We start from the raw sequence: 13,664 nt of genomic DNA on the forward strand, positions 1-13,664 counted from the left end.
GGAGCGTGCGGGGGCCGGGGCGTCACCGGGGGAGGGTCAGCCCTTGCGGGCCTTGATCTCCTCGGTCAGCGCGGGGACGACCTCGAAGAGGTCGCCGACGACGCCGTAGTCGACCAGGTCGAAGATCGGGGCCTCGGGGTCCTTGTTGACGGCCACGATGGTCTTCGAGGTCTGCATGCCGGCGCGGTGCTGGATCGCACCGGAGATGCCGGCCGCGACGTACAGCTGCGGCGAGACCGACTTGCCGGTCTGGCCGACCTGGTTGGTGTGCGGGTACCAGCCGGCGTCGACGGCGGCGCGGGAGGCGCCGACGGCAGCGCCGAGCGAGTCGGCCAGGTTCTCGATGATCGAGAAGTTCTCGGCACCGTTGACGCCGCGGCCGCCGGAGACCACGATCGCGGCCTCGGTCAGCTCGGGGCGGCCGGTCGACTCGCGCGGGGAGCGGGAGACGACCTTGGTGCCGGTGGCGGCCTCGGAGAAGGACACCGACAGCTGCTCGACGGTGCCGGCGGCCGGGGCGGCCTCGGGGGCGGCCGAGTTCGGCTTGACGGTGATCACCGGGGTGCCGTGCGAGACGCGCGACTTGGTGGTGAACGCCGCGGCGAAGACGGACTGGGTCGCGACCGGGCCCTCGGCACCGGCCTCGAGGTCCACCGCGTCGGTGATGATGCCGGAGCCCAGGCGCACGGCCAGGCGGGCGGCGATCTCCTTGCCCTCCGCGCTGGAGGGGACCAGGACGGCGACCGGCTCGACGGCCTTGGCGGCCTGCTCGAGCGCGTCCACCTTCGGCACCACGAGGTACTCGGCGAACTCGGGGGCGTCCGCGGCGAGGACCTTGACCGCGCCGTACTCGGCCAGGGCCGCAGCGGCACCCTCGGCGCCGGGGCCGAGGAAGACGGCCACGGGCTCGCCGATCCGGCGGGCCAGGGTCAGCAGTTCGAGGGTCGGCTTGCGGACTGCACCGTCCACGTGGTCGACGTAGACGAGGACTTCACCCATGGGATTGCTCTCCTGCAAAGATCAAGGGGCGGTAGGGAACGAACGTGGCTGCGGCCGGGCTCAGATGAACTTCTGCGCCGCGAGGTACTCGGCCAGCTGCTTCGCGCCCTCGCCCTCGTCCGTGACGATCGTGCCGGCCGTGCGCGGCGGACGCGGCGCGGCCTCCTCGACCTTGGTCCACGCGCCGGCCAGGCCGACCTGCTCCTCGTCGATCCCCAGGTCGGACAGGTCCAGCGACTCGACCTTCTTCTTCTTGGCCGCCATGATGCCCTTGAAGGACGGGTAACGGGCCTCGCCGGACTGGTCGGTGACCGAGACCACGGCCGGCAGGGACGCCTCGAGCTGCTCGCTGGCGGCGTCGCCGTCGCGGCGGCCGGTGACCTTGCCGTCGGCGACCGCGACCTCGGACAGCAGGGTGACCTGCGGCACGCCCAGGCGCTCGGCGAGGATCGCCGGCAGCACGCCCATGGTGCCGTCGGTCGAGGCCATGCCGCACACGACCAGGTCGTAGCCGGTCTCCTCGACCGCCTTGGCCAGGACCAGGGAGGTGCCCATCACGTCGGTGCCGTGGAGGGCGTCGTCCTCCACGTGGACGGCCTTGTCCGCGCCCATGGACAGGGCCTTGCGCAGCGCGTCCTTGGCGTCCTCGGGGCCGACGGTCAGCACGGTGACCTCGGCGTCGTCGGCAGCATCTGCGATCTGCAGGGCCTGCTCGACCGCGTACTCGTCGAGCTCCGACAGCAGGCCGTCGACCGCCTCGCGGTCGGTGGTCAGGTCCTCGGCGAAGTGCCGGTCGCCGGTGGCGTCGGGCACGTACTTCACACAGACAACGATCCTCAAGCTCACGCCTGCTCTCCTACTGCTTCGTCACTTCGGCTGCCGTCTTGAGGGCAGCATAGGCGCTGCCTCCCCGCGGCTCCCCCGGGGCCGGGACGCCTTGCGCTCCGGCATTAGGTTACTCGCCAGTACACCCTTGCTTTTACCTCGTTTCAAGTGAACCTAACTGTGATTCGCCCGACCTTGCCGGTGTGACGTATCCGACCCCGTGCAGCCGCCACCAATCAGCGGCGCAGGACGTTGAAGCCGCCCTGGTGGTACAGCAGCGGCCGGCCGGGGGCCCCGGTCTCCCCCGCGACGGGCCGGGCGACCACCAGGTGGTGGTCGCCCGCGGGTATCCGGGCGACGGTGCGGCACACCATCCAGGCCAGCACGCCTTCGAGGACCGGCACCCCGTGCGGGCCCTCGCGCCAGCGGGTGGGGGCGGCGAAGCGGTCGGCTCCGGAACGGGCGAAGAGCGCGGCGGTCTCCTCCTGGTCCTCGGCCAGCACGTGCACGCCCACGAAGTCCGCCCCGGCCAGCACCGGCCAGCTCGAGGAGGCGGTGCCCACCCCGAAGGACAGCAGCGGCGGCCGCGCGGACAGGGAGGACAGGGACGTGGCGGTGAAGCCGACCGGGCGCCCGCCCGCGGCTGTGATCACTGCCACCCCGCCGGCGTGCTGGCGGAACGCCTCACGGAACCGCGCGCCGTCGAACGCCGCGCCGCCGGACACGGCGGCGTCCGGCACGGCGGCCTCCGGCACGGCGCCGGTGACCTCGCCGCCGGAGGGCGGGGCGGGCACCGGGGCGCGCGGGGCCGTCGTGGCGGGTCCGTCGAGGTCGGCCGAGGCCGTCATGCTTCCGTCCTTGGGGTGTCTGGGTTCGTTGCGGGGGCGTCGTCCGTGCTTCCGGGCGGCCGTCCGGGGCCTGCGACAGCCTCGCCCAGGGCGGCCAGCACGTCCACCGTGCGCGGCTGCCCCGAGGCGCGGCGCACCAGCCGCCCGTCCGCGTCGAGCACCAGCACCGTGGGGGTGCGCCGGACGTCGAGCCGCCGCGCCAGTTCCAGGCGGGACTCGGTGTCGAGCTCGACGTGGGCCACCCCCTCGACCATGCCGGCGGCCCGCTGCAGGATCCGGCGGGTCGCCCTGCAGGGCTGGCAGAAGGCGGTGGAGAACTGCACCAGGGTGGCCCGCTCGCCCAGGGGGGCGCCGAGGTCCCCGGGGGCCAGACGTACCTGCTCGGTGTGCCGGTGCACTCCCGGCCCCCTCTCGCGCCGCGTACGCGGAAGGCCGGGAACGGCGGTCTCCGCCGTTCCCGGCGTGCGTACGGTCGGTCCGGTCATCCTCCCAGCATCGCACCACCCGGTTGCGGCGAGTCGTGCCCGTCCGGGCGCACACGTGATGAGAATCTCCTGCCGACAGGTGCAGCAGAGGTGACATCCGCCTCGTTCTCGGGAGACGATCTGCACGGGTGCAACCTACGATCCCGTAAGTTTCCGAGAGTCATGACCGCCAGCCTCGTCGGCACCCCACGACGAGGCCCGGCCCAAGAGGTGTCCAAAACAGTGGCTGAACTCGTCTACCCGCCGGTGATCGGCGCGGCCCACATGCTTTTCCGCGCCCTGGACCTGCGTCTGGACCTGAAGGGCACCGAGCACGTGCCGCGCAGCGGCGGGGCGGTGCTGGTCAGCAACCACATCGGCTACCTGGACTTCGTCTTCGCCGGCCTGGCCGCCCGCCCGGCCAAGCGGCTGGTCCGCTTCATGGCCAAGAAGTCGGTCTTCGACCACAAGGTCTCCGGACCCCTGATGCGGGCGATGCACCACATCCCGGTGGACCGGGCCGAGGGCGGCGACGCCTACAAGCACGCGCTCCGGGCCCTGCGCGAGGGCGAGATCATCGGGGTGTTCCCCGAGGCGACCATCAGCCGCTCGTTCACGCTCAAGTCCTTCAAGTCCGGCGCGGTGCGGCTGGCCCAGGAGGCCGGCGTGCCGCTGCTGCCGGTGGCGCTGTGGGGCACCCAGCGGCTGTGGACCAAGGGCCGGCCGCGCAACTTCTCCCGCGACCACGTCCCGGTCACCATCCGGGTCGGCGAGCCCGTCAAGGCCCCGGCGGAGGAGTACGCCGCCGCCCTGACCCGCAAGCTGCGCGAGCGCGTCCAGGAGCTGCTGGACACGGCGCAGCGGGCGTACCCGGAGGGGCCGCGCGGGGAGAGCGACCGCTGGTGGCTGCCGGCCCACCTGGGCGGCACCGCGCCCACTCCCGAGGAGGCCGCCGCCATGGACCGCGAGGGCCGCTGAACGACGGGCGGACGGGCCCGGGCCGGCAGGGGACCGGCCCGGGCCCGTCCCCGTACACGGGGCCGAACGGCGCGCGCGCCCGGCCCGGACCTGGTCGGTCCGGGCCGGGCGCGCGCGTGTACGGGGCGGGTTACCTGCCCATCTCCTCGGCCAGGGCCGCGGCGAAGCCGTCGACGTCGGCCTCGGTGGTGTCGAAGGACGTCATCCAGCGCACCTCGCCGGTGTGCTCGTCCCAGAAGTAGAAGCGGTAGCGCTTCTGCAGCCGCTCGCTGACCTCCCGCGGCAGGATCGCGAAGACCGCGTTGGCCTGCACCGGGCGGACGATCTCCACCCCGTCCACGGCACGCACCGCGGTCTCCAGGCGGCGGGCCATGGCGTTGGCGTGCGAGGCGTTGCGCAGCCACAGGTCACCGGCGAGCAGCGCCTCGAACTGCACCGAGACGAAGCGCATCTTGGAGGCGAGCTGCATGGACAGCTTGCGCAGGTGCTTCATCGCGCGCACCCGCTGCGGGTCGAGCACGACGACGCACTCGCCCAGCATCAGGCCGTTCTTGGTGCCGCCGAAGGAGAGCACGTCCACCCCGGCGTCGGTGGTGAAGGCCGCCAGGGGCACGCCGAGGGTGGCGGCGGCGTTGGCGATCCGCGCGCCGTCCAGGTGCACGGCCATGCCCAGCTGGTGGGCGTGGTCGCAGATCTCCCGGATCTCCTCGGGCGTGTAGCAGGTGCCCAGCTCGGTGCTCTGGGTGATCGAGACGACCTGGGGCTGGGCCCGGTGCTCGTCGTCGAAGCCCCAGGCCTGCCGGTCGATCAGCTCCGGGGTGAGCTTGCCGTCCTCGGTGGCCACGGTGAGCAGCTTCAGGCCGCCGACGCGCTCGGGCGCGCCGCACTCGTCGACGTTGATGTGCGCGCTCTCGGCGCAGACCACCGCGCCCCAGCGCTCGGTCATCGCCTGCAGCGCGGTGACGTTGGCACCGGTGCCGTTGAAGACCGGGAACACTTCGGCCCGGGGGCCGAAGTGGCTGCGGAAGACCTCCTGCAGGTGTGCGGTGTAGTCGTCCTCGCCGTAGGCGATCTGGTGGCCCTCGTTGGCCAGGGCTATGGCGGCCAGCACCTCGGGGTGGATGCCCGCGTAGTTGTCGCTGGCGAATCCGCGCACGGCGGGGTCGTGCCGACGGGTCGCGTCGGTACGGGTCGCTTCGGTGCCGGCCGTGCCGGTGTTCAGGGTCGGGGCGTCAGCCACAGGCGCTGTCCGTTCACTTCCTCTACGGGCCGGTCCCACACGGCGGCGATCTCTGCGGCGAGGTCGGCGACGTCGGTGAATCCGGCGAACTTGGCGTTCGGGCGCTCGGCGCGCATCGCGTCGTGCACGAGCGCCTTGACGACCAGGATGGCAGCGGCGGCCGATCCGGCGGGAGCCGGGTCGGTCTGCTCGGCGGCCCGGCGGAAGGAGTCGGCCATCGCCAGGGTCCACGCCTCGGCCGCGGCCTTGGCCGCGCCGTAGGCGGCGTTGCCCGCGGTGGGGCTGCTCGCCCCGGCCGCGCTGACCAGCACGTACCGGCCGCGCGGGTTGCGCAGCAGGGCGTCGTGGGCGGCCAGGGAGGTGTGCTGCACGGTGCGGACCAGCAGCTTCTCCAGCAGCTCCCAGTCGGCGAGGTCGGTCCCGGGGAAGGTCTTGGACCCGCGCCAGCCGCCGACGAGGTGGACCATGCCGTCGAGGCGGCCGAACTCCTCCTCGGTCTTCTCCACCCAGGCGCGGGTGGCGGCCGGGTCCAGCAGGTCGACGACCTCGCCGGTGACGGTCGCCCCGCCGTGGACGGCCCGGGCGGCGGAGACCGCCTCCGCCAGCCGTGCGGCGTCCGCGTCGGCGGCGACGACGGTCGCCCCGGCGCCGGCCAGGCGGGTCACGGCGGCGCGTCCGGCGGGGCCGGCTGCGCCGGCCACCGCGATCACGGCGCCGGCCGTGCCTGCGGGGATGGGGTCGGTCATGGTGCTGTTCTCCTCGTGGTCCGCGCTGCCGTTGCCGTCCGGGGCCGTCACGCGGCCGCTCGTTCGGCGTCGCGGGCGGTGATGCCCCGGGTCGAGGCAATCACATCACGGAGCTTCTTGTTCAGGGCCTCGTAGAACATGCTCAGCGGGAACTCGTCCGCCAGCACCTGGTCGACGAGCCTGCGCGGCGGCTCGTCCAGCGGCAGCGCCTCGGGGCCCTTGGCCCACACCGAGGCGGGGTGCGGGCTGACGTAGGTGGAGACCAGCTCGTAGGCGGCCAGCCAGTGCACCACCTTGGGGCGGTCGATGCCGTCGCGGTAGAGCGTCTCGATCTCGGCGCACAGCCGGTTGGTGACCTCGGACGCGAGCTTCCAGTCGATGCGCAGGGTGTTGTCGGTCCAGCGCACGGCGTCGTGCTTGTGCAGGTAGGCGAAGAGCAGCTGGCCGCCGAGGCCGTCGTAGTTGCGCACCCGGTCGCCGGTGACGGGGAAGCGGAAGAGCCGGTCGAAGAGGATGGCGTACTGGACGTTGCGGCCCTGCGGGTAGCCCTCGGCCTCGAGCTTGACGGCCTCCTTGAAGGCGGTCAGGTCGCAGCGCAGCTCCTCCAGGGCGTACATCCAGAACGGCTGGCGCTGCTTGATCATGAAGGGGTCGAACGGCAGGTCGCCGTGGCTGTGGGTGCGGTCGTGGACCAGGTCCCACAGCACGAAGGTCTCCATCGCCAGCTCCTGGTCGGCGATCAGGCGGGCGGCGTCCTCGGGCAGCTCCAGGCCCAGGGTGCGCACCGCGGCGTCGCTGACCGCGCGGAAGCGGGCGGCCTCGCGGTCGCAGAAGATCCCGCCCCAGGAGAAGCTGTCCGGCACCTCGCGGACGGCGACCGTCTCGGGGAAGAGCACCGCGGAGTTGGTGTCGTAGCCGGCCGTGAAGTCCTGGAAGGTGATCGGCACGAAGAGCGGGTTGTCGTACCGGGTGCGCTCCAGCTCGGACAGCCACTCGGGCCAGACCACGCGCAGCGCCACCGCCTCGAGGTTGCGGTCCGGGTTGCCGTTCTGGGTGTACATCGGGAAGACGACCAGGTGCTCGAGCCCGTCCACCCGCTGGGAGGCGGGCCGGAAGGCGAGCAGGGAGTCCAGGAAGTCGGGCACGGCGAAGCCGCTCTCGCCCCACTTGACCAGGTCCTTGACCAGAGCCTGGAGGTAGTCGGCGTCGTGCGGGAGGGCCGGGGCGAGCTCCTGCACGGCCTCGACGACCCGGGCCAGCTCCTTCTCCACGTCGGCACGGGCGGGCGCACCGTCCGCCGCGAAGTCGATCGAACCGTCCTTGGACTGGTGCGGGCGGATGGCTTCGACGGCCCGCTTCAACACGGCCCAGGCCGGGTTCTCCACGATCGCCGGACCGCTGTTCCTGGCCTCGACTCCCACTGCCGACGGGAGAATTTCCATGGGGACCCCTCCTTCACAAAAGAACCTTGCGTCCGCACACCGTATAGATACCCGGTTCTTGATCTCAAGTGCATCGACGACAGATCCTTCCGTCAAGGAGGCAACAGACGGATGTTCTTTCGGCGAAGGCAAGGTTTGAAAGAGGTTCGTCCGCTTTCTACGGGGAGGTCCCCGAGGTGACACGCGCGGTTGTGCGGCCGGTCACCGGGGCCGGTTAGGCTCCGTGGGCGACAGCGCCGGTCGCGACGGGACCGGTCCCGAGCAGGACGGTCGTGCCTTGAGTCTCCTCACCATCGGTCACCGCGGCGCGGCGGGCGTCGAGCCCGAGAACACCGTGCGCTCGTTCGTCCGCGCCCAGCAGGAGGGCCTGGACGTCATCGAGCTCGACCTCCACCTGAGCAAGGACGGGGCGCTCGTCGTCATGCACGACGCGGCCGTCGACCGCACCACCGACGGCACCGGCCTGATCGGCGACCTCACCCTCGCCGAACTGAGGGAGTTCGACGCCGGGCTCGGCGAGCGGATCCCGGTGTTCGACGAGGTCGTCGACGCCGTCACCCGGCCGCTCCAGGCCGAGATCAAGGACGTGGCGGCCGCCCGGGTCCTGGCCGACGCGCTGCGGCGGCGCGGCCTGCTGGACCGGGTCACCGTCATCTCGTTCCACGACGAGGCACTGCGCGAGGTGCGCACCCTGCTTCCCGGGGTGCGGACCGCGCTGGTGGCCAGCCGGCGCCTCGGACCGGACCTCGTCGACCGGGCCCGGGCCGTGGGCGCGACCCAGGTGTGCCTGAAGCTGCGCAGGCTGACCCTGGAACTGGCCGAGATGTGCCGCGCGGCGGAGCTGGAGGTGTTCACCTGGACGGTCAACACCGAGCAGGAGCTGGGGGTGGCCCGCGCCCTGGGCGTGAACGGCATCACCACCGACTTCCCCGAGATCGGACGCGCCGCCGCCTCCTCCTGCTGAACCGGCCCGCCCTGCCGGGCGGGCCGGTTGCGCGGGCTCCGCGGTCTCAGCCCCGCGGCAGTTCCCTGACCAGCAGCTCGAACTCCAGGTCGTCGCGGAGCGGCAGGCCGAAGCGCTCGTCGCCGTAGGGGAACGGCTCGGTCTGCCCGGTGCGGCGGTAGCCGCGGCGCTCGTACCAGGCGATCAGCTCCCGCCGGGCGGTGATCACCGTCATCCGCATCTCCGTCACGCCCCACCGCTCGGCCGCGAAACGCTCGGCCTCGGCGAGCACCGTACGGCCGAGCCCCGAGCCCTGCAGCCCCGGGCGCACCGCGAACATCCCGAAGTAGGCGTACGAACCCCGGTGCTCGACCTGGCAGCAGGCCACCGGCACACCGTCCTCCTCGGCCACCAGGACCTCGCCGGACGGATCGGCGACGATCTCCGCCACGCCCTGCGCGTCGGTGCGCTGCCCCTCCAGCAGGTCGGCCTCCGTGGTCCAGCCCACCCGGCTGGCATCGCCCCGGTAGGCGGACTCGACCAGTTCGACCAGTGCGGGGACGTCGGCGGCGGTGGCGGTGCGGAAGGCGGGGCGGGCGGTGCCCGCGGTGCGGTCCGGTGCGGTGCCCGATGCGGTGTCCATGGCGGCAACGCCCTTCTCTTGCGTGTTCCGGAGGGTGTCGAGGCTAACCCGGGGCCCGCGGTGCGTATCGTCCGGGCCATGGTCAACGTACTGAGCAGCCGGATCCTGCTGCGGCCCACGGACCTGGAGCGCTCCCGCTCCTTCTACCGGGACGACCTGGGCCTGGCCGTCTACCGGGAGTTCGGCACCGGCCCGGAGCGCGGCACGGTGTTCTTCCTCGGCGGCGGCTTCCTGGAGGTCTCGGGCCGCTGCGAGGCGCCGCCCGCCGCGGGGCAGCAGCTGTGGCTGCAGGTGGCCGACGTCGCCGCCGCGCACGCCGAACTGGCGGCCCGCGGCGTGACGGTGCTGCGGGAGCCCAGGCGCGAACCGTGGGGCCTGGTCGAGATGTGGATCGAGGACCCGGACGGGCTGCGCATCGCAGTGGTGGAGGTCCCCGAGGACCACCCCCTGCGCCACCGCCCCTGACCGGGCGCGCCGCCCCGCGGGCCCGGAACGCCGGCCCCGCGCCCCCGGTACGCCCTCCGTGCGCGCCCCGGCGCGCCGAGGTGCTCCCGTGCGCCCGCGTGTGCCCGGACCGGGGCGGGCAGCCTCGGTGCGGTGCCGGTCGACCGGGAGGTGCTTCCCCATGCACGGACCGCCCCTGGTGGGCTGGCTGCTCGTGGCGCTGTGCGCGGCGACCGGAACCTGGTGCCTGCTGCGGATGCGCGCGTGCCGCGCAGCGGCGGAGCGCCGGGATGCCGCCGCCGGGGCGCTGATGGGGGCCGGCATGGCCGTGATGGCCGTCCCGGTCACCGTGCTGGACACCGGCACCGCGGGCGCCGTGGTGTTCGCCGCGGTGTTCACCGCGGCGGGCCTGCACGCGCTGGTCCTGGTCCGGCACGACCGGCACCAGGTGCACCACGCGGTGGGCGCCGCCGTCATGGTGTACATGGCCGTGGTGATGGCACGGGGCACGGCGGGACACGGCGGCCACGCGGCCCATGCGGCCCACGCCGCGCACGCCGTCGGCCGGCCGGAGGCCGCCGCGTCCGGGCTCCCCCTGGTGTCCGGACTGCTGCTCGTCTACTTCGCCGGCCACGCGCTGTGGTGCGTGGTCCGGTCGCCGGTTCCGGCCGGGGTGCCTGCCGTACCCGCCGCTCCCCCTGCCCTCGCGGTCGGCGGCGGCGCCACGGGCCCCGGTGCGCCCGGGGGCGGCACCGCGAGGACGGCGGACGGCGGACCGGGGGCGGACGCGGCCGGGGCGGGCAAGGGGTGGCTGCTGTCGGCGCCGGAGGTGGCCGCGGCCTGCCGTGCCTCCATGGCCATCTGCATGGCGACGATGCTGCTGACCATGTAGCGGCACGGTGCTCCGCTGCGCCCCGGGGCGCCCCGGCGTACGGGCGCGGGGTGCGTCGTGGCCCCAACTCCCGTCCCTGCAAAGCCGTCCGGCACCGGCACGTAGGGAAACCGTAAGTGCGTGAGGAATTCGTCACAGCGCCGTTTCGCCCCGTACCCGGGGCGCGGGGATGCCCATAGGGTGACGGCCATGACGGTCCCCATCGTGCTGCTGCTCCTGGGCGGACTGTTCGCTGCCGCAGGCCCGCGGCTCCTCTCGCGCGCCCAGTGGCCGGAGCGCGAGCCGGTGCTCGCCCTGTGGGTGTGGCAGTGCGTGGTCGCCGCCGTCCTGCTGTGCTGCGTCCTGGCCATGGCCCTGACCGCCTCCGCCGCCTGGGGCGGCGTGCGCAGGCACCTCTTCGCCTTCGCCCCCTCCGGGGTGGTGGACGCCTACGGCCTTCCCCACCAGGGCCCCTGGGCCGCGGTGGTCACCGTGTTCCTGGCCTTCGGCGGGGCGTGGACGGCCGCGATGCTCACCCGCGAGGTGCGCACCGTCCGCGCGGAGCGGCGCCGCCGCCGTGCGGAGCTGCTGGACGGGGTGCCGGTGCTGCCCGGCGAGGACCGCGGGCGGGGCGGGCGGCTCGTCGTCCTGGAGAGCGAGCGCGTCGACGCGTGGTGGCTTCCGGGCACGCCGCGGCAGCTGGTGATCACCACTGCGGCCCTGCGCCGGCTCGAGGGGCGCCAGCTGGGCGCGCTCCTGGCCCACGAGCAGGGCCACGCCCGGGCCCGGCACGACTGGCTGCTCAACTGCGCCTCCGCGCTGGCCGCCGGCTTCCCGCAGGTCCCGGTCTTCGCCGGTTTCCGCAAGCAGGTGCACCGGCTGGTCGAGCTGGCCGCCGACGACGCCGCCTCGGTGCGTTTCGGCCGCCTGACCACGGCCCTGGCCCTCGTCGGGCTCAACGAGGACCGGGGCGTGTTCGGCCACTGCCCGGTGCCCACCGCCCAGGTCCCGCGCCGGGTGCACCGGCTGCTGGACCCGGCTCCCCGCCTGTCGCCGCTGCACCGGCTGCGGGTGACGGCGACGGCGATGCTGGTGCCGGCCGTGCCCCTGCTGGTGACTTTCGGCCCGGGCCTGAGCGCGCTCTCCTAGGCCCCGCCCCGGGAGGGTCCCCGGGCCGGGGAGGCCGTCGGTCCTCCCCGGCCACGGACAGGTCGTCGCCGAGGGCCGCGGCGGTCGCGGTCGCGTGCAGGTTGACCGCCGTGAAGACCCCCTGCCGCCAGGCCCGGGCATTCGTCCGCCCGCCGGGTCGGCCGCCGGGTCGGCCGCCGGGTCGGCCGGATCGGGTTGTTCGGAAGGCGGGATCCGGGCAAGGATGACCGACATGTCCGCTTCCTCGTTCCGTCCCGTCGGCACGACCGACGGCCCGGCGGACCCCGCGCCCGCCCGGGGGGTGCCGCACCGGCGGTGGGCCGCCGTGCTCTGCGGCCTCTTCCTGCTCCTGACCGTGCTGGTGGTGGGCCGCTGGAGCCCCCTGCTGGCGGTCGACTCCGAAGTGGCCCGGGGTCTCCACGGCCTCGCGGTGGACCACCCCGGCTGGACCGAGGCCGGGCGCGTGCTGACGGACTGGGTGTGGGACCCGGTGACGATGCGCGTCGTGGCGATGGCCTCGGCGGTGTGGCTGTGGCGGCGCGGGGCCGGCCGGGCCGCGCTGTGGCTGCTGGGGTGCACCGCCGCGGCCGCCGTGGTGCAGCAGGGCGTGAAGGCTGCCGTGGGCCGGGACCGGCCGCGGTGGCCGGACCCGGTGGACAGCGCCCACTTCGCGGCCTTCCCCTCCGGGCACGCGATGACGGCGGCCGTCGTCTGCGGGGCGCTGGCGTGGCTGCACCACCTGTACGCGTCGCGGCGCGGCCGGTGGGGGCCGTGGGTGCGGGGGGCGGCGTCCGTCTCGGTCCTGGGCGCGGGCCTGACCCGGCTCTACCTGGGGGTGCACTGGCTGACGGACGTCCTGGCCGGGTGGCTGCTGGGCTTCGCGCTGGTGCTCGCGGCGGCCGGGTTCCTCGCCCCGGCACGGGGTGCGCCTCCGGAGCGCCCGGCGGTCCGCCGCGGCGAGGGGCCGGACCGCTCCTGAGGTGATTGGCCGACAGGCCGATTGTCGGCGCGCCCTCTTGGAAGTTCACTTCGGTGACATGTGCACTCTTTCCTGCGTCAGGTATGCGCGGGCAGCATCGTGACGCTCGTGACCACCGATCCGAGGAGTCGCCATGTTCCGCCGTGCCGCTGTGGCGGGTGCCGTCGTCGTGGGATGCGTCGCGCCTTCGCTGGCGGGTGCGCCCGCGCACGCCGCACCCCGTACGGTGCGGGACGCACCGACGGTCGTCGCCCACCGCGGGGCTTCCGCCTACGCCCCGGAGAACACCCTGGCCGCCGTCCTCAAGGCCCGTGAGCTGGGCACCGAGTGGGTGGAGAACGACGTCCAGCGCACCAAGGACGGCAAGCTGGTCGTCATCCACGACACCACGCTGAGCCGCACCACCGACGTCGAGGAGGTCTTCCCCGACCGCGCACCCTGGAACGTCAGGGACTTCACCTACCGCGAGATCCGCAGGCTGGACGCGGGCAGCTGGCTCGGCCCCTCCCACGCCGGGGCGAGGATCCCCACCCTGGAGCAGTACGTCGAGCTGCTCGACCGCACCGGGCAGAACCTGCTGCTGGAGATCAAGGCCCCGCACCTGTACCCGGGCATCGAGGCGCAGATCCTCGCCGAACTGGAGGACGAGGGCTGGCTGCGCGGCGACCGCGTCAGGAACCGGCTCGTCGTGCAGAGCTTCGACACGGCCTCGCTGAGGACCGTGCACCTGCTGCGGCCCCGGGTGAAGACCGGTTTCCTGGGCTCCCCGTCGCCCTCCGCGCTGAAGGAGTACGCGGCCTTCGCCGACCAGATCAACCCGAACCACTCCACGGTCACCGAGGACTACGTGGACAGCGTGCACGCGTTCAAGGGTGCCCACGGGAAGCCGCTGGAGGTCTTCACCTGGACCGTGAACGACGCCGCGACGGCCCGCAGGGTGGCCGGCGCCGGGGTCGACGGCATCATCAGCAACAACCCGGACGTGGTCGCGGACGCCACCTGAAGCGGCGGCCCCCCGGGTCCGCCCCCGGGGCTCTTACCGGGCCCGCCCCGGGAGTGCCGCGGGGCGGACGCGGCGGCCCCGCCGAGGTGT

General features: G+C 73.8%; 15 protein-coding genes. 7 read left to right on the top strand and 8 right to left on the bottom strand.

The annotated features are described in order from the left end of the window. Nucleotides 1–36: 36 nt before the first annotated feature. The 4 genes from GQS52_RS02540 to GQS52_RS02555 all read right to left on the bottom strand — a co-directional run bounded on the left by GQS52_RS02540 (nucleotide 37) and on the right by GQS52_RS02555 (nucleotide 3,070). Nucleotides 37–999, bottom strand: coding sequence for an electron transfer flavoprotein subunit alpha/FixB family protein (locus tag GQS52_RS02540; protein WP_182311463.1), 963 nt, complete (start codon nucleotides 997–999; stop codon nucleotides 37–39). Nucleotides 1,000–1,059: 60 nt separating this feature from the next. Next, nucleotides 1,060–1,845: an electron transfer flavoprotein subunit beta/FixA family protein gene (locus GQS52_RS02545; RefSeq protein ID WP_182311464.1), complete on the bottom strand. Its 786-nt coding sequence runs from the start codon at nucleotides 1,843–1,845 to the stop codon at nucleotides 1,060–1,062. Nucleotides 1,846–2,060: 215 nt separating this feature from the next. Next, entirely contained in the window at nucleotides 2,061–2,672 is a 612-nt protein-coding gene (locus GQS52_RS02550; protein WP_182311465.1) for a flavin reductase family protein, read from the bottom strand. Then, the gene (locus GQS52_RS02555) at nucleotides 2,669–3,070 is read right to left on the bottom strand and encodes a thioredoxin family protein (RefSeq protein WP_259370525.1); all 402 of its coding nucleotides are present in this window, start codon (nucleotides 3,068–3,070) and stop codon (nucleotides 2,669–2,671) included. Before GQS52_RS02555 ends, GQS52_RS02550 begins: the two co-directional genes overlap by 4 nt. A gap of 309 nt (nucleotides 3,071–3,379) precedes the next feature. Here GQS52_RS02555 and GQS52_RS02560 point away from each other — a divergent pair, with 309 nt between their 5' ends. Next, nucleotides 3,380–4,114, top strand: coding sequence for a lysophospholipid acyltransferase family protein (locus tag GQS52_RS02560; protein ID WP_182311467.1), 735 nt, complete (start codon nucleotides 3,380–3,382; stop codon nucleotides 4,112–4,114). Between the two features lie 130 nt (nucleotides 4,115–4,244). Here the strand turns inward: GQS52_RS02560 and GQS52_RS02565 are convergent, their stop codons facing one another. Genes GQS52_RS02565 through GQS52_RS02575 form a run of 3 tightly spaced genes read right to left on the bottom strand, consistent with a single transcriptional unit; the run spans nucleotide 4,245 to nucleotide 7,542 of the window. Then, the gene (locus tag GQS52_RS02565; protein WP_259370526.1) at nucleotides 4,245–5,354 is read right to left on the bottom strand and encodes a low specificity L-threonine aldolase; all 1,110 of its coding nucleotides are present in this window, start codon (nucleotides 5,352–5,354) and stop codon (nucleotides 4,245–4,247) included. Next, nucleotides 5,333–6,100 (bottom strand): SDR family NAD(P)-dependent oxidoreductase, encoded by a 768-nt coding sequence (locus tag GQS52_RS02570; RefSeq protein WP_182316164.1) that lies wholly within the window; start codon nucleotides 6,098–6,100, stop codon nucleotides 5,333–5,335. Before GQS52_RS02570 ends, GQS52_RS02565 begins: the two co-directional genes overlap by 22 nt. A 47-nt stretch (nucleotides 6,101–6,147) precedes the next feature. Next, nucleotides 6,148–7,542 carry a DUF6421 family protein gene (locus tag GQS52_RS02575; protein ID WP_182311468.1) on the bottom strand — a complete coding sequence of 465 codons (1,395 nt, stop codon included), beginning with the start codon at nucleotides 7,540–7,542 and terminating at the stop codon, nucleotides 6,148–6,150. Nucleotides 7,543–7,819: 277 nt separating this feature from the next. Between GQS52_RS02575 and GQS52_RS02580 the strand changes: the two genes are divergently transcribed. Then, nucleotides 7,820–8,506 (top strand): glycerophosphodiester phosphodiesterase family protein, encoded by a 687-nt coding sequence (locus tag GQS52_RS02580; RefSeq protein WP_182311469.1) that lies wholly within the window; start codon nucleotides 7,820–7,822, stop codon nucleotides 8,504–8,506. 46 nt (nucleotides 8,507–8,552) lie between these two features. On the opposite strand, the gene GQS52_RS02585 is transcribed toward GQS52_RS02580, so the two are convergent. Continuing rightward, nucleotides 8,553–9,128 (bottom strand): GNAT family N-acetyltransferase, encoded by a 576-nt coding sequence (locus GQS52_RS02585; RefSeq protein WP_182311470.1) that lies wholly within the window; start codon nucleotides 9,126–9,128, stop codon nucleotides 8,553–8,555. Nucleotides 9,129–9,206: 78 nt separating this feature from the next. Here GQS52_RS02585 and GQS52_RS02590 point away from each other — a divergent pair, with 78 nt between their 5' ends. From GQS52_RS02590 to GQS52_RS02610, 5 genes are all read left to right on the top strand, one after another. Further along, a complete protein-coding gene (locus tag GQS52_RS02590; RefSeq protein ID WP_182311471.1) occupies nucleotides 9,207–9,593 on the top strand; it encodes a VOC family protein in 387 nt (128 codons plus the stop codon). A 160-nt stretch (nucleotides 9,594–9,753) separates the two neighbouring features. Further along, the gene (locus GQS52_RS02595; RefSeq protein WP_182311472.1) at nucleotides 9,754–10,464 is read left to right on the top strand and encodes a DUF5134 domain-containing protein; all 711 of its coding nucleotides are present in this window, start codon (nucleotides 9,754–9,756) and stop codon (nucleotides 10,462–10,464) included. Between the two features lie 189 nt (nucleotides 10,465–10,653). Beyond that, complete coding sequence (locus tag GQS52_RS02600; protein WP_182311473.1) at nucleotides 10,654–11,592, top strand: M56 family metallopeptidase; 939 nt, start codon at nucleotides 10,654–10,656, stop codon at nucleotides 11,590–11,592. A gap of 232 nt (nucleotides 11,593–11,824) precedes the next feature. Further along, entirely contained in the window at nucleotides 11,825–12,571 is a 747-nt protein-coding gene (locus tag GQS52_RS02605) for a phosphatase PAP2 family protein (protein ID WP_182311474.1), read from the top strand. Nucleotides 12,572–12,704: 133 nt separating this feature from the next. Next, nucleotides 12,705–13,574, top strand: a complete 870-nt coding sequence (locus GQS52_RS02610) for a glycerophosphodiester phosphodiesterase family protein (protein WP_182311475.1) — start codon at nucleotides 12,705–12,707, stop codon at nucleotides 13,572–13,574. The last annotated feature ends 90 nt before the right edge of the window (nucleotides 13,575–13,664 follow it).

This window comes from Streptomyces sp. SCUT-3, from assembly GCF_014083985.1.
Lineage (GTDB): Bacteria > Actinomycetota > Actinomycetes > Streptomycetales > Streptomycetaceae > Streptomyces_H > Streptomyces_H thermolineatus.